This window comes from Aggregatibacter segnis, assembly GCF_003130075.1.
In the GTDB taxonomy this organism is placed as follows: Bacteria; Pseudomonadota; Gammaproteobacteria; order Enterobacterales; family Pasteurellaceae; genus Aggregatibacter; species Aggregatibacter segnis_A.
The window spans coordinates 267,652-282,518 of the sequence record NZ_NRCW01000002.1; the positions used below are offsets into that span (position 1 = coordinate 267,652).

Annotated in this window: 13 protein-coding genes; 8 read left to right on the top strand and 5 right to left on the bottom strand. The window is 46.5% G+C overall.

Translation table 11 applies throughout. From position 1 onward, the window contains the following. Nucleotides 1-53: 53 nt before the first annotated feature. Both DK415_RS03165 and DK415_RS03170 read right to left on the bottom strand, forming a co-directional pair. Complete coding sequence (locus DK415_RS03165; RefSeq protein ID WP_109432429.1) at nucleotides 54-998, bottom strand: 2-hydroxyacid dehydrogenase; 945 nt, start codon at nucleotides 996-998, stop codon at nucleotides 54-56. 152 nt (nucleotides 999-1,150) lie between these two features. Beyond that, on the bottom strand, nucleotides 1,151-1,717 hold the full coding sequence (locus tag DK415_RS03170) for an anthranilate synthase component II (protein ID WP_109432430.1): 567 nt from the start codon (nucleotides 1,715-1,717) through the stop codon (nucleotides 1,151-1,153). A gap of 94 nt (nucleotides 1,718-1,811) precedes the next feature. Between DK415_RS03170 and DK415_RS03175 the strand changes: the two genes are divergently transcribed. From DK415_RS03175 to pepE, 3 genes are all read left to right on the top strand, one after another. Then, nucleotides 1,812-2,804 (top strand): aminodeoxychorismate synthase component I, encoded by a 993-nt coding sequence (locus DK415_RS03175; RefSeq protein WP_109432431.1) that lies wholly within the window; start codon nucleotides 1,812-1,814, stop codon nucleotides 2,802-2,804. Nucleotides 2,805-2,806: 2 nt separating this feature from the next. Next, nucleotides 2,807-3,394, top strand: coding sequence for an aminotransferase class IV family protein (locus DK415_RS03180; RefSeq protein ID WP_109432432.1), 588 nt, complete (start codon nucleotides 2,807-2,809; stop codon nucleotides 3,392-3,394). Between the two features lie 165 nt (nucleotides 3,395-3,559). Next, a complete protein-coding gene (gene pepE, locus DK415_RS03185; protein ID WP_109432433.1) occupies nucleotides 3,560-4,270 on the top strand; it encodes a dipeptidase PepE in 711 nt (236 codons plus the stop codon). A gap of 91 nt (nucleotides 4,271-4,361) precedes the next feature. Here pepE and thiI read toward each other — a convergent pair whose 3' ends face one another. Next, nucleotides 4,362-5,810, bottom strand: coding sequence for a tRNA uracil 4-sulfurtransferase ThiI (thiI, locus tag DK415_RS03190; protein ID WP_109432434.1), 1,449 nt, complete (start codon nucleotides 5,808-5,810; stop codon nucleotides 4,362-4,364). A 290-nt stretch (nucleotides 5,811-6,100) separates the two neighbouring features. Here thiI and DK415_RS03195 point away from each other — a divergent pair, with 290 nt between their 5' ends. After that, on the top strand, nucleotides 6,101-7,585 hold the full coding sequence (locus DK415_RS03195) for an aldehyde dehydrogenase family protein (protein WP_109432435.1): 1,485 nt from the start codon (nucleotides 6,101-6,103) through the stop codon (nucleotides 7,583-7,585). Nucleotides 7,586-7,661: 76 nt separating this feature from the next. Here the strand turns inward: DK415_RS03195 and DK415_RS03200 are convergent, their stop codons facing one another. Beyond that, nucleotides 7,662-8,438, bottom strand: a complete 777-nt coding sequence (locus DK415_RS03200; RefSeq protein WP_109432436.1) for an MmcQ/YjbR family DNA-binding protein — start codon at nucleotides 8,436-8,438, stop codon at nucleotides 7,662-7,664. 209 nt (nucleotides 8,439-8,647) lie between these two features. On the opposite strand from DK415_RS03200, the gene DK415_RS03205 reads away from it, so the two are divergent. Further along, nucleotides 8,648-10,105, top strand: a complete 1,458-nt coding sequence (locus DK415_RS03205) for a DASS family sodium-coupled anion symporter (RefSeq protein ID WP_109432437.1) — start codon at nucleotides 8,648-8,650, stop codon at nucleotides 10,103-10,105. Between the two features lie 99 nt (nucleotides 10,106-10,204). Here the strand turns inward: DK415_RS03205 and truA are convergent, their stop codons facing one another. Continuing rightward, on the bottom strand, nucleotides 10,205-10,990 hold the full coding sequence (gene truA / locus DK415_RS03210) for a tRNA pseudouridine(38-40) synthase TruA (RefSeq protein ID WP_109432438.1): 786 nt from the start codon (nucleotides 10,988-10,990) through the stop codon (nucleotides 10,205-10,207). A 184-nt stretch (nucleotides 10,991-11,174) separates the two neighbouring features. Here truA and DK415_RS03215 point away from each other — a divergent pair, with 184 nt between their 5' ends. From DK415_RS03215 to fhuB, 3 genes are read left to right on the top strand one after another with little or no spacing between them, the layout of a single operon-like run. Further along, nucleotides 11,175-11,939: an ABC transporter ATP-binding protein gene (locus tag DK415_RS03215; RefSeq protein ID WP_109432439.1), complete on the top strand. Its 765-nt coding sequence runs from the start codon at nucleotides 11,175-11,177 to the stop codon at nucleotides 11,937-11,939. Nucleotide 11,940: 1 nt separating this feature from the next. Beyond that, nucleotides 11,941-12,825 carry an iron-siderophore ABC transporter substrate-binding protein gene (locus DK415_RS03220; protein ID WP_109432440.1) on the top strand — a complete coding sequence of 295 codons (885 nt, stop codon included), beginning with the start codon at nucleotides 11,941-11,943 and terminating at the stop codon, nucleotides 12,823-12,825. After that, complete coding sequence (fhuB, locus tag DK415_RS03225; RefSeq protein WP_109432441.1) at nucleotides 12,819-14,789, top strand: Fe(3+)-hydroxamate ABC transporter permease FhuB; 1,971 nt, start codon at nucleotides 12,819-12,821, stop codon at nucleotides 14,787-14,789. Before DK415_RS03220 ends, fhuB begins: the two co-directional genes overlap by 7 nt. Nucleotides 14,790-14,867 lie beyond the last annotated feature (78 nt).

The following is a 14,867-nucleotide window of genomic DNA, read 5'->3' on the forward strand; positions in this document are numbered from 1 at the left end:
ACAAAAAATGGCGCCCTTTTTCAGGCGCCACATCATAGCACAGGAAGCGAAAATTACTTACCGTGCGCCACAAAATCTTCGATATTTTGCGCGACTTTATTCACTAAGGTGGTCACTGCTGAATCACTCGCCCACGCAATATGTGGCGTGATTAATAAATTCGGCAAACGTTTTGCCGCTTGAATTAATGGGTTGTCCTTTTCCGGTGGTTCTTTAACCAATACATCCAAGGCTGCCCCGGCAATTTTGCCGTTTTCTAGCGCATCTAATAATGCAGCTTCATCCACTAATGGGCCACGGCCGGTATTGATGAGATAAGCCGTCGGTTTCATTAATGCCAACGTTTCCGCATTGATTAAATTTTTGGTGGTGTCGGTTAACGGGCAATGCAACGTAACAATATCAGCCTGTTTCAATACGGTTTCAAATTCAGTGTAGCCTTCACGAATATGGCTTGCCCCTTTGTGTTCCGCATACAACACGTTCATGCCCAATAATTGGGCCAAACGCCCCACTTCTGTTCCTAAGCAACCTTTACCAAATACACCTAACGTCGCGCCACGCACATCTGTTATCGGGTAATCGGTGTAGCAGAACTGTCCGCAGGTGGCCCAACGATCAGAGGTCACTTGATCGCGATGATACCCAATAAGGCTATGTTTTAATGAGAAAATCATGCCCAATACATGCTCCGGCACGGTCACACTGGAATAACCCGTCACATTTTTCACAGCAATACCCAAGTCTTTCGCAGCGTCTAAATCAATGTTGTTGGTACCGGTCGCCGTAATGGCGATGAGTTTTAATTTCGGTAATCGGCTTAATAACTCTCGATCAAACATCACTTTGCTGGTCACCACAATATCGGCGTCTTTGGTGCGCTCAAACGTTTCCTCCGGCAAAGTGCGGTCATATTCCGTCCACGTGTGTGGAAAGCTTGGGCGTGGAATATCATGGCTTGCGGGAATACCGGTACGATCGAGAAAAACAATGTTCATCAAAAACTCCTTTAGTTTCACAACGTTTAAATATAGCGTCTAACCTTAAAGAAGCCCTTGCGCAAAAACAAGGGAGAGAAAGGATTTTTGTGATTTGTGTGATCTCGATCTAAAAAATACAGCGAAAAAGCACCGCACTTTGATGGCGATTCTTAAGAGTCCAGCAACCAATTTCGCAAAATTTGCTCACCATATTCCGAAATATAGGATTCCGGGTGAAATTGCACACCGTAAATCGGCAACGTTTTATGCTGCATGGCCATAATGATGTTGTCATCACAACGGGCGGTAATTTGTAATGCGCTTGGGAAATTCTGCTCACTTACCGCCCAAGAATGATATAAGCCAATTTGAAAGGCCTGCGGCACCTCTTTAAAGAGAAGGGATTCCGCCACACACTGCAACCGCTTGGCTTGCCCATGACGAGGGGTAGGAAGATTATGTAATTCTGCGCCAAAGAATTCACATAACATTTGATGCCCTAAACACACGCCCAAAATGGATTTGCTGTGCTGATAACGTGCCAGCAAGTCAAATAATATCGGATAAGCACCCGGCACATCCGGGCCGGGAGAAATCAATAAATGAGAAAAATCGCCCACGGCATCTAAATCCAATTCTTCCACATTGACCACTTGAAATGGCACATCCAAGCGACGGATGAGATCCACTAAGTTGAACGTAAAAGAATCGTGATTATTGATGATCAGTAGCGACATAACATCTTTCTCAAAGGGCTAAGTAGGCGGTGAAGTATATAATTTTATGGCGATTTAAGCTAAAATTTTCGCCAATTTTTCACGAGATAATGTTATGTGGCAAGATTTTATTCAACAAGCAAACCAATTTGGCAAAGCGAAAACACCCTTCTTCTTTTTAATCGATTTTGAGCAACAAAAACCGATATTGTGTCCGTTAAATGAAATGGCTGAACAAGGGATTTTCGTCCAATTTCCTGATTATACCAACGTGAATTGGCGGGAAGATTTACCGCATAAAACATCGCCGATGCCACCTTTTTATTTACATAAACAGCCAATGGATTTTGCCGCATATCAAAAGGGGTTTGATTTAGTACAACAGGAACAGCGCTTCGGTAATTCCTATTTGCTGAATCTGACGTATCCGACGCCAATTGAAACCCATTATTCACTGCGTCAACTCTTCCAATACAGCCAGGCAAAATACAAGTTGTTGTTCAAAGATCAATTTGTGTGTTTTTCACCGGAATGTTTTGTCAATTTATACGACAACGAGATTTTCACTTATCCGATGAAAGGCACCATTGATGCCACGCTACCCCATGCCCAAGCCACCTTGCTCAACAATCAGAAAGAACAGCGAGAACATTACACCATCGTGGATTTAATGCGCAATGATTTAGCCACCATCGCTGAAAACATTCAAGTGACTCGCTTTCGTTATGTGGAAGAAATCCAAACAGAACGCGGCGCCATTTTGCAAACCAGCTCCGAAATTCGTGGTGAATTGGCGGAAAACTGGCAGAAAGAAATCGGTTCTCTTCTTGCCAAACTGTTACCTGCCGGATCTATCAGTGGCGCCCCAAAAGAAAAAACCGTACAAATTATTCAACAGGCGGAACAACAACCTCGTGGCTATTACACCGGTATATTCGGTATTTTTGATGGGGAAAAATTACAAAGTGCGGTGGCAATTCGTTTTATTGAAGACACAGAAAAAGGCTTTGTTTTCCGCAGTGGCGGTGGCATTACCATTCAAAGTGACGCACGGGAAGAATATCAAGAATTGATTCAAAAAGTGTATGTGCCGTTACAGAGGGCTTAATCATGGAATTTTCGCTATTTGAAACCCTTGCCATCGAACAAGGCAAGATCCGCAATATCGAACGCCATCAACAACGCTACGAACGCAGTTTACAGGCGTTTTATGGCAAACAAAGTGCGGTCGTTTTTCCTCGCATTTTTCAGCTTGCCGAACATATTCGTGTACCACTCGAACTGGCTACCGAACCGCTGATTCGTTGCCGAATCGATTACAATGCGGAGCAAATTCAATGCCGCTATTTTCCTTATCAGCGTAAACATTACCGCACCTTTAAACCGGTTGTCTGCGACCACATTGACTACGGCTTGAAATACGCTGACCGCACTTTATTAAACGAATTACTCGCGCAAAAAGGCGATTGCGATGAAATCATGATCATCAAAAACGGGCATGTCACCGATTGCACTATCGGCAATCTTATTTTCCGCCAAGGCACACAATGGTTCACCCCCGACACGCCACTCCTTGAAGGCACCCAACGGGCTGCATTATTAGCCCAAGGTCGCCTAAAAGTGCGGTCAATTTTAGCGACGGATTTGAGTTTGTTTGAAGAAATCAGGTTGATCAATGCGTTGAATGGATTGGAATAAAAAATCATCCTGCAATATTTAAGCAAGAAAAAGTGCGATGAAAAAACAGCGAGAATTTTCACCGCACTTAAATCTTTATTCAGATCACAAAATTCACATTTTTTGTTTAATAAAAATGCACAAGTCAGCATAATGGTAAAGGTTATTTCATCAGGAGATTGAATTATGCAAAAAATGTTACTGCTTAGCGGTTCTCGATATGGCAATACAGGTTATTTAGAACATGCGATCCCATGGTTACAAGATTTTTTAGCAGCATACCAAGGCAAGAAAATCGCCTTTGTGCCTTACGCAGGTGTGCGTCAAACTAACGATCAATACGAACAAAAAGTGCAACAAATTTTGGCGCCCTTAAATATGGAAATTCAGTCAGTACATCATGGCAAACCGCACAGCGCCATTATTGAACAAGTGGATGTGATCGCCATTGGTGGCGGCAATACGTTTTGTTTGCTAAAGCAAATGTATGAACATGATTTATTGGGTATTATTCGAGAAAAAGTGAAAAGTGGCACGCCATATTTCGGTTGGAGCGCCGGTGCCAATATGGCGAGCAAATCCATTATGACCACCAACGATATGCCTATCACCTATCCACCATCTTTTGATGCGCTTAATCTATTCCCTTATCAAATCAACCCGCACTTCATTTCAGGAAAAATGCCTGGGCATAACGGGGAAAGCCGTGAAGAACGTTTTGAGGAATTTTTACTGGTGAACCCAACGGCACAAATTTACGCCATGCCGGAAGGCACGGCGTTTTTAATTAACGGCAATCAGGTGAAAATTCTGGGTGAGAATAATATTGTGCATTTCAGTAAAAATATGCAGCGCTGTGACATTCCTGCCGGCTCGGTGTTTGAAATCTCATTGTGAATAAAAAAGTGCGGTCGGTTTTCAGCTTGTTTTTCGAATGTAAAAACGTTTTGAAAATCGACCGCACTTTTAGAGGCATGATTAAAGAAAGTTATTTCTTAAACACTCTCACGTTGTTAAATCCGCTTTCTTTTAAATACAACGCCTGCAATTTGCTCATGACACCTCGTTCGCAATACAGCACATAATTCTTGCTTTGATCCAACTCAGCAAATTGACTGGAAAGTTTATAGAACGGCAGCAGAATCATTGCTTGATGTTCAATGTGCAACGGGTTTTCGTCGATTTCTTCCGGGCTACGAATATCAATAATCACATCATTTTCACCCAACACAGACACGGCATCCACGGAAACAACTTCTTTCTCCGCTTGCTCGGCAATTTGGCGAATATCTAAATATTGCGCATTTTCCACCGCACTTTCCAAGACAGCAAAATTGAAATTGCCTTCTTCTTGTTCAATTTTCGCTTTTATCGCTTTCACTGTCGGATTTTTGGAAATCACACCGCAAAATTCCGGCATGGATTTAGCGATGTCATCGGTGCCGATATGTTTTGCCATGGCGATGATTTGTTCTTTGTCGTGCGTAATTAACGGGCGTAACACCAACACCTCGGCAGCTTCATCAATTAGACGCAAATTGGTTAAGGTTTGGCTGGAAACCTGGCCTAGCGCCTCGCCGGTCACAATCGCCTGAATATCAAAACGTTGAGCCACTTTAGACGCTGCACGTACCATCATCCGTTTAAGCACCACCCCCATTTGCCCGTTATCCACGTTCTCGAGGATCTCACCCACCACGCCTTCAAAGTTAATCGCTACGAAACGCACTTTGTGGGAGCTACCGTAACGTTGCCAAATGTGATACGCCATTTGTTTTACGCCGATTTCATGCGCCGCACCGCCTAAATTAAAGAAGCAATAATGCACACGTGAACCGCGACGTAACAGCATATAACTGGACACACCGGAGTCAAACCCGCCGGAAATCAGCGATAACACATCTTCCTGCGTGCCAATCGGATAACCGCCGACGCCTTCATAACGGGCGCGAACCAACATCATTTTGTCGTCTTCAATTTCAATACGCACCGTCACATCAGGATTTTTCAGTTGCACTTTGGCGCTGGCGATATGTTGATTCAATCCGCCACCGATATAACGCTCTGCTTCTATTGACGTAAATTCGTGTTTCCCTTTACGTTTCACTCGCACGCAAAAAGTCTTGTTTTCTAACTGAGATGCCACGTCTGACAAGGTTTGTTCAAAAACATCATGTAGGCTGGAAAACGGTTTCTCTTCTACTTGCAGAAAATGGTGAATCCCAGGAATGCGTTGCAGTTGCTCAATGAGCATCGGAAAATTCGCCTCAATTTTCGACCGCACTTCAATGTAATCCCAATGTTTCACCACCGTGACCGTATCATCATGCTTTATTAATACATTACGAATATTGCTGGTCAGAATTTTCACGAACCGTTTCCGCACAGATTCGCTTTTAATCATAATTTCAGGAAATAATTTGACGATAAATTTCATGTTAATTCACTTTTTACTCAATAGAAAAATGCGGCGTATTTTAGCAGATAGCGCAGAAATTACCATGCTGAGGGTTGTTTATTAATAATGAACAATTATCTACTCTGCTCCGCCATTAATTTTTCCTGCCTTTCTTCATCACCGCCAAAATGTGATCGTTCTCCCAGTTTCAAGTCTCGCGTTGTGCTCAAATTGAACGACGGTCCTCTTTTACGGACAAATGTTAAAGACCTGACGATAAAAAATCAGGTATCACTTTGATTCACAACGTAGAAAAAAGGAGAGAACAGATGGCAAAAGATCTTAATGTCTTTGACAAACACTACGGTTTATTGATCAACGGCGAATGGACGGATGGTTCAGAAGGCAACACCTTAATAGCCCATAATCCGGCAAACGGTGAAGCATTAGCCACTTTTATTGACGCCACCGATGCGGATGTGGATGCTGCCGTAAATGCCGCCAAAGAAGCCTTTAAAACCTGGAAAAATACCAGTGCGACAGAACGTGCCACGATTTTAAATAAAATCGCAGACATTATTGACGAAAATACCGAGTTATTTGCCTTGCAAGAAACGCTGGATAACGGTAAGCCGATTCGCGAAACACGCGCTGCCGATATTCCGTTGGCATCCGATCATTTCCGTTATTTTGCTAGTGTAATTCGTTCCGAAGAAGGTGTGGCAAACCAACTGGATAACGAAGACTTATCGTTGATTTTACGCGAACCGATTGGCGTTGTTGGTCAAATTATTCCGTGGAACTTCCCGTTTTTAATGGCCGCATGGAAAATTGCGCCGGCGTTGGCGGCAGGTTGTACCGTTGTAATTCACCCGTCTTCCTCCACGTCATTGAGTCTGCTTTCCTTGGCGCAAAAAATTAATCATTTGTTGCCGAAAGGCGTTTTCAATGTCATTACCGGCAAGGGATCTAAATCCGGCGAATATATGTTACGTCACCCGGGATTTAGCAAACTGGCGTTCACCGGCTCCACCGAAATCGGTCGAAAAATTGGTATGGCTGCGGCTGAAATGTTGATTCCATCCACCTTGGAATTAGGTGGCAAATCCGCCAATATTTTCTTTGACGATATGCCATTTGATAAAGCATTAGAAGGCGCACAAAAAGGGATTCTCTTCAACCAAGGGCAAGTGTGTTGTGCCGGTTCACGGATCTTCGTACAAGAAAGCATTTACGATAAATTCATCGCGGCATTAAAAGAAGAATTTAAGAAAGTTAAAGTTGGTTTGCCTTGGGAAGATGACACGCAAATGGGCGCACAGGTAAACGGAAATCAAATTAAAGTGATCAGTAAATACGTAGATATTGCCAAAGAAGAAGGTTGCCAAATCATCCTTGGTGGCGGCAAATCAACCGATCCGGTATTGTCTCGCGGCGAATTTTTCCAACCGACTTTAATTTTGGCGCCGGACAACAAAAAACGTGTCGCGCAAGAAGAAATTTTTGGGCCGGTTGCTGTGGTGATCAAGTTTAAAGATGAAGCAGATGTGATCCAAATGGCAAATGACAGTGATTATGGCCTAGGCGGTGCGGTGTGGACGTATAACATTAACCGTGCACTGCGGGTTGCACGCGCACTCGAAACCGGTCGTGTTTGGGTGAACTGCTATAACCGTTTACCGGCCGGCGCACCATTCGGCGGTTATAAAACTTCCGGTATCGGCCGTGAAACCCATAAAATGATGCTTGCCGCTTATACACAGGTGAAAAATATCTTTATCAGCACCCGTGAAGAACGCGAAGGCATGTATTAATCTCTTCATTTCCAGTCTAAAAACAAACCGCACTTTGATTCAATCCCTCAAAGTGCGGTTTATTTTTCATATGTTTTTACTTTTCGCAGGACTCTCCGCTCAACTGCGCAATTTCCTGTTTTAATGCATACGGCATATGCCGTGGTCCGCGTACGGCACTGACACCGAATTGCGCCATTTTCGCGCGGGGAATAAGACGCTTATCGTATTCTTTCAGACAACGAATTTTCATCACACGATTCACCTGTAAATTATCCGTACGTTTTTGGTGATACGGAATATTCACCTCTAATACCAAACACTTATAGCGAATGGCGCCCGTAGGTTCGGTGACGTACATATACACAATGTCATCCACGGCAATATTGTTACTCTGCTTCCAGTAAATTTCGCCACCTTCACGCAAATCTTTCTCCACATCATAATATTTTGGATTTGCCGGCACGATCCATTCCGTATAACGGGCGATTCCAAGTTGTTTTTTCACTTGTCGGGTGGCGGTGAGATCAAAACTGGCATTTAATAAAAACAGTATGGTGTCTTTTTCTACTGAGCCATCTAACAACACCGTCAGCCAATGATTTTTATTCATGTGGTACGCCGGTAGGAAACCTGCTTGCAGCAAAAATACGCTCAGCATTTCAGGGGAACATTTCACGTTCATCACCGCCAATTTCCCTGCTCCGCTTAGCCCTAATGACGATTTTTCGACATTCATCACAATGGCATACCATTTTCGATTATCGGCGTGACGCAACACCGCATAATCTGGATGGGCCTTCCACAAATATTCCGGTTTAGTGCCATATTGGGTGAAGACATAGTCGAAAATTTGTTGGGTTAGCTCAGCCATTCCAGGTTCCTCTTATTACTTTGATAACATCATTTTACGCCAACTTAGCCCTCAAAATAAAAGACATTAATTTCCACATCATTATTGTGCTTTTTAGTTCAACAGGCATATTATATTCCTTGAGAAAGGACTCAATTTAATCATATGAATAATGGATTATTCACCGCAGAGAGCAATCTCACTCTAATTAATAAACTCGGAGGAGTTATATGGAAGGGAAAACAATTGCACCAATTGAAGTAAAAATAGGCTTCAAATGGCAAGGGTTACTGCTTTCAGTGATTGTCGGGATGGCAATTTGGTTGATTCCAATACCGGAAGGCCTTTCTGCCAAAGCATGGGGTATGCTTGCCCTGTTTGTTGCCACTATTGTAGCGATTATCGCTAAAGCCATGCCTATGGGGGCGGCAACCTTAGTTGCGCTTGTTATTAGCGGTTTAACCGGCTTAACACCGTTATCGCCCGCCAAAGGGGAAGTGGGCATGTTATCCGGTTTCTCCAACGGAACCATTTGGTTAATCGCCATTGCGATGTTTTTATCTCGCGCGGTCATCAAAACCGGTTTGGGAAAACGCATTGCCCTCTATTTCGTCGCACGTTTCGGTAAAAAAATGATGGGCGTTGCTTATGGTATCGCACTAGCTGATGTGGTCATTGGTCCGGGGATTCCGTCTGCCTCTGCGCGTGGTGGCGGTATCATGTACCCAATCATGCAATCCATTGCGGATGCCTATGATTCCAAACCGGGTCCAACTGCCAGACGTGCCGGTGCATTTCTTGCCATCGCCGTATCACAAATCGACACAATCGTGTGTACCATGTTCCTCACCGCCATGGCGGGCAACCCGTTAATCGCAGAACTTGCCAAAGGTCAAGGCGTTGAAATTACGTGGATGACTTGGTTCTTAGGTGCCATCGTACCGGGCGTTATCAGTTTGATCGTGTTGCCGTATTTCGTCTATTTAATTTATCCGCCTGAACTCAAAGACACACCGAAAATGGCAGAAATGGCGCGTGAAGAATTGCATAATATGGGGCCAATGAGCAAAGCAGAATGGATTTTAGCGCTTGATTTCATCTTATTGTTGTTCTTATGGACCGTAGGTGATTTGGTCTTCCATATTCCGGCAACAGTTTCCGCCTTTATCGGTTTGGTGATTTTGTTACTCACCAACATTATGAGTTGGAAAAATATCGTTGCCGAAACCACCGCATGGGACACCATGTTCTGGTTCGCGGTTTTGGTGATGATGGCAAATGCCTTGAATAAATACGGGGCTATTGCCTGGATTTCCAGCCATATTTCCTCCTCTGTGGGGGCATTCAGTTGGCCGGTTGCCTTTACGATTTTAGTCTTAGTGTATTTCTACACTCGCTACTTTTTCGCTTCTGCCATGGCACATATTTCAGCCATGTACTTGGCGTTCGTTGCGGCAGCCATTGCCGTTGGCACCCCACCGATTATTGCTGCTCTCGGCTTAGGTTATACCTCTACCCTCTCAATGAGCTTAACCCAATACGCCGGCGGCCCTGGCCCAGCTCTCTATGGTTCCGGTTATAACTCAACCGGCCAATGGTGGGGCGTCAGCTTCGCCACCTCCATCGTATCACTGATTATCTGGTTTGGTGTCGGCGGTTTATGGATGAAGCTATTAGGTTGGTGGTAACTATATTGCGCTTTATCGATCACCTAAAATTCTTATAAAAAAATGACCGCACTTTATTTTTCAACCTAAAGTGCGGTCACTTTTTTCAATATTTTTAAATTAATCTGCGAGAAATAATGGCCCCATCGGCATTTTCGGCAATGCAAATCGGTCAGGATAAAGCACATTGACCAAATATAATCCTTCCGGTTTCGCTGTCGGTGCGGCGAGAGTACGATCTTTTTGCGCTAACAACCAAGCTAACCATTCCACCGGTTGATTACCACACCCCACTTCAATTAAGCTCCCCACAATATTACGCACCATGTGATGCACAAAGGCGTTTGCTTGAATATCCACGACAATATATTGCCCCAGACGGCTCACGTTTAAATGATGTACATTGCGCCATGGCGTGTTGGATTGACATTGTGCAGCACGGAAAGAACTGAAATCATTTTCACCGAGCAACGCTTGCCCCGCTTGGTACATTAATTGATGATCGAGTTCCAAATGACAATGCGTCACGCCTTGCGGCAAAATGGCTGAACGCAGTTTGTTGCAATATAAAATGTAACGATAACGGCGGGCGATGGCGCTAAAACGGGCATGAAAATCATCATCAACCACTTTCGCCCATCGCACAGCAATATCATCAGGTAAATTGGCGTTGACACCAAAACTCCAGGCTTTTTCAGGACGATTGGCTGTTGTTTCAAAATGGATCACCTGCCCTGTGGCATGTACGCCGGAATCCGTACGACCTGCACAGAAAATACTGATGCCTTCATTGGCAACAGTGGAAATCGCCCGCTCCAATTCAGCCTGTACGCTGGCTACTTTTTCTTGTTTCTGCCAACCGAAATACCGTTTTCCGTCGTATTCCACACCTAATGCAATTTTCATGTTTTCCCTTAATTTCATTCAAACGGGCGACATTATAGCAAGGCTTGCGGCTTGAAAAAACGCCCGCGAAAACAACCGCACTTTACCCGCCTGAAACAATTCAGCGTTTAAATTGAAATGAAAATAGTTTTCATATAAGATTGCGTGACTTTTGACAACCGACTAAATAAGCCGTGGTGAAACCGTGTTCCAACTTGATCAGATTTCTTTTCGCATTCCGCAGCGTACCTTGCTCTTTCCCACTTCATTAACGTTTGATGCCGGCAAGGTGTACGGTTTGATCGGGCATAACGGTTCCGGTAAATCCACCTTAATCAAATTAATGGCGCGTCAGACCCAACTGTCCGGCGGTTCGATTTTGTTGGACGGCAAAGATATTGCGCACTGGAACCAACGAGAATTTGCCAAACGGGTCGCCTATCTGCCGCAACATCTGCCCGCCGCCACCAATTTAACCGCGCGCGAATTAATCGGCATGGGACGTTATGCGTGGAACGGGCTGTTCGGACGCCAAACGGCGGCGGATAAACAGGCGATCGCCGAAGCGTTGCGCCTGACCCACACGGAAAAATTTGCCGATCAGCTGGTGGATACGCTGTCCGGCGGCGAACGCTCGCGCATTTGGCTCGCCATGCTGTTGGCGCAGCAAAGCCGTTTTCTGCTGTTGGACGAACCGCTCGCCGCGTTGGATATTGCGCACCAAGTGGAAGTTATGCAGTTAGTGCATCAATTAAGTCGCGATTTGGGGCTGGGCGTGGTGATCGTGATTCACGACATCAATCTGGCGGCGCGTTTTTGCGATCATTTGGTGGCGCTGCACAGCGGCAAACTGCTGGCGCAGGGCGACGCGCAGCAAATCGTCACCCCGCCGTCGTTGGAGGCGATTTACGGCATTCGGCTGAACGTGATCCCGCACCCACAAACCCAACGTCCGGTGAGTTTTTATTAAAATGCGTAAATTATTAAAAACACTGCTCGGAATGACCGCACTTTTAGTGCACAGCGTGCTATTTGCCGCGTCGCATAACGGCTACGCCACGGTGGATTGGACGGTGGCGGAAACCCTCATTGCATTGGGCGAACCGCCGCTCGCGGTGGGCGATATGCAAAGTTATCAAACTTGGGTCAAGCAACCTGAATTGCCGAAAACTACCGTCGATTTAGGCGTTCGTTTGCAGCCGAATTTAGAACTTATCGCCACCTTGTCACATTCTGTCGATGACCTGAATTTAGTTTTCATTAACAGCAATTTTTATGCGTCACTCAATAATTTACTGCGTCCTTATGCGCAAGTGCATAACGTAGATTTTTATCAGGCGGGCGACGCGTGGCAAAACGTGCTGAACGCCACCCGAACTATCGGGCAAATTATCGGCAAACCGCAGGCGGTGCAACAACTGCTAGCGCAATATGAACAAGACGTGCAACGGCTGAAAACAGAATTAAGCGCCTTTACCGCTCGCCCGCTCGCCTTGCTGCAATTTATCGATACCCGTCACCTGCGCATTTACGGCGAAAACAGTCTGTTCGGCGCAGTGGCGAAACAACTCGGCTTCCGCAACGCCTATCTGCCGGAGGTGAATTACTGGGGTTTTCAGAATATCGAAATCACCGAACTCGCCAAACTGCCGCCGAACACTCGTTTTGTGATCGTCAAACCTTATCCCGCCAACATTGCCAGCGCGCTCACGCATAATACGCTGTGGCAACATTTGCCGATGACCAGAGAAGCGTTGATTCTGCCGGCGGTGTGGTCGTTCGGCGCGATTCCATCGGCACTGCGTTTCGCCCATGTGTTTGCCGATGGCTTACTGCACGGAGGTGACGCATGGTAAACCGCGCCGCATTATTGATTGTCGTGTTGAGCGTGATTTTCGTCGCGCTCGGCGCATTCTTACTGCACCTGCAACTGCCGCCCGATGCGGCACTGACCGATTTATTGCGCGCCGGCGATTCGCTGCCGTTATTGTTGGTGCAAAGCTATACTCTGCCGCGCATTAGCATCGCGTTACTCGCCGGCGGCGGGCTGGCGTTCGCCGCGTTATTGTTGCAACAAGTGATGAGCAATCCGCTCGCCTCCGACAACACCCTCGGTATCAGCGGCGGCGCGCAGTTCGGGCTGTTTTTAAGCGCTATTTTCGCGCCGCAGTTATTGGAATACGGCAGCGGCTTAATCGCGTTGCTCGGCGCGAGCTTGAGTTTATTGTTGGTGATGAGCTTGTCGCTGCGCAAAACCATGTCGCCGTTATTGTTAATTTTGGCGGGCTTGGTGGTTAATTTATATTTCGGCGCGTTCACCGGCATGATGATGTTATTTTATCCGGAAGAATCGCGCGGCTTGGCGCAATGGGGCGCCGGCTCATTGGTGCAGGAAAGCTGGCGCGACAGCAAGTGGCTGCTGGCGCAAAGTGCGGTCGGTTTTTGCCTTGTTTTTTCATTTATCCGCCCGCTCACCATTCTGACCTTGAACGACAGCAACGCGCAGAGCCTCGGTGTGCCGGTGGGCAAATTGCGCCTGTTTGCGGTGATCGTCAGCGCGTATTTAATCGCCGCCGTGGTCAGCGCGGTGGGTATGCTCGGTTTCATCGGCTTGGCGGCGGCAACCATTGTGCGCCAGCTCGGCGTGCGCACTTTAGCGTGGCAGTTAATTTCGGCATTTTTGGTGGGCGCGTTGTTATTGGCGATCACCGATTTATTCCTACAACTACTTAATTTTTATACGCAACTCAGTTTCCCGACCGGCGCAGTCACCGCCTTATTAGGCACGCCGTTATTGCTGTGGCTGATGTTCCGCGCGTTGCCACACAGCGGACGGCTAACCGGCGAGGAACGGAAAAAACAACGCCGATTTCGACCGTACTTTACTTGGCTGCTGATTATGCTGTTCGCCGTCAGTTTGTGGCTGGCGCTGAATGTAGGCAAAAGCGCGTTCGATCAGTGGTCGGTGCTGGATTTAAATCACCCGTTTGCGCCGGAAATCCTCAATCTGCGCTATCCGCGCATTTTAATCTCGCTGTGCGCCGGCATTTTGCTGTCCGTTGCCGGCGTGTTATTGCAGCGCCTGACCTTAAACCCAATGGCAAGCCCGGAATTATTGGGCGTGTCTTCCGGCGCGAGTATGGGGATTTTGCTGCTATTGTTCGTGTTTTCCGCCCAGCAGCCGCTGTGGTTCTGGCTGGCGGGCATCGGCGGCGGGCTGGTCGCCCTGTTGATTTTATCCGCGATTAATCGCCGCAACGGTATGTTGCCGGAAAAAGTGTTGCTGACCGGTATCAGTTTGTCCGCGCTGTTCGACACCTTACAACGGATTGCGATTGCCAGCGGCGATCCGCGCACCAATCAACTGATCGCGTGGACTTCCGGCTCGACGCAAAACACCACGCCGGAACTTGCCGTGCCGTTTATGGGGTTGAGCCTTGTTCTGCTAGCGGGCAGTTTATTGTTCAGCCGTTGGCTGGAATTGTTGAGCCTGCAAGCGCCAATGGCGCAGGCTTTAGGCTTGAACTTAAAACGTGCGCGCCTGCTGCTGATTTTATTCAGCGCCGTGCTGACCGCACTTGCCACGCTGATGATCGGTCCGTTAAGTTTTATCGGGTTGTTAGTGCCGCATCTGACTTATTCCTTAGGCGTGCACAAAGCCAAGGCGCAACTGCTGATTTCCGCTTTGTTAGGCGGCACGATTATGTTGCTGGCGGATTGGTTCGGGCGGCAAATTTTGTTTCCGTACGAAATTCCGGCGGGCTTGGTCGCCACCCTACTCGGCGGCACTTATTTCTTGTTCATGATACGGAAAATTTAATCCGCCACAGGAATTTTTATGGTAAACCCGTTCTGCGCCAAACACACAACGCGGCTTGCCGAAAATGTAAATGTAGTT

Bases quoted from the DNA above. Each gene is read 5' to 3' on its own strand.
- DK415_RS03165 (WP_109432429.1), bottom strand. From the start codon at position 998: ATGAACATTGTTTTTCTCGATCGTACCGGTATTCCCGCAAGCCATGAT.
- DK415_RS03170 (WP_109432430.1), bottom strand. From the start codon at position 1,717: ATGTCGCTACTGATCATCAATAATCACGATTCTTTTACGTTCAACTTA.
- DK415_RS03175 (WP_109432431.1), top strand. From the start codon at position 1,812: ATGTGGCAAGATTTTATTCAACAAGCAAACCAATTTGGCAAAGCGAAA.
- DK415_RS03180 (WP_109432432.1), top strand. From the start codon at position 2,807: ATGGAATTTTCGCTATTTGAAACCCTTGCCATCGAACAAGGCAAGATC.
- pepE (WP_109432433.1), top strand. From the start codon at position 3,560: ATGCAAAAAATGTTACTGCTTAGCGGTTCTCGATATGGCAATACAGGT.
- thiI (WP_109432434.1), bottom strand. From the start codon at position 5,810: ATGAAATTTATCGTCAAATTATTTCCTGAAATTATGATTAAAAGCGAA.
- DK415_RS03195 (WP_109432435.1), top strand. From the start codon at position 6,101: ATGGCAAAAGATCTTAATGTCTTTGACAAACACTACGGTTTATTGATC.
- DK415_RS03200 (WP_109432436.1), bottom strand. From the start codon at position 8,438: ATGGCTGAGCTAACCCAACAAATTTTCGACTATGTCTTCACCCAATAT.
- DK415_RS03205 (WP_109432437.1), top strand. From the start codon at position 8,648: ATGGAAGGGAAAACAATTGCACCAATTGAAGTAAAAATAGGCTTCAAA.
- truA (WP_109432438.1), bottom strand. From the start codon at position 10,990: ATGAAAATTGCATTAGGTGTGGAATACGACGGAAAACGGTATTTCGGT.
- DK415_RS03220 (WP_109432440.1), top strand. From the start codon at position 11,941: ATGCGTAAATTATTAAAAACACTGCTCGGAATGACCGCACTTTTAGTG.
- fhuB (WP_109432441.1), top strand. From the start codon at position 12,819: ATGGTAAACCGCGCCGCATTATTGATTGTCGTGTTGAGCGTGATTTTC.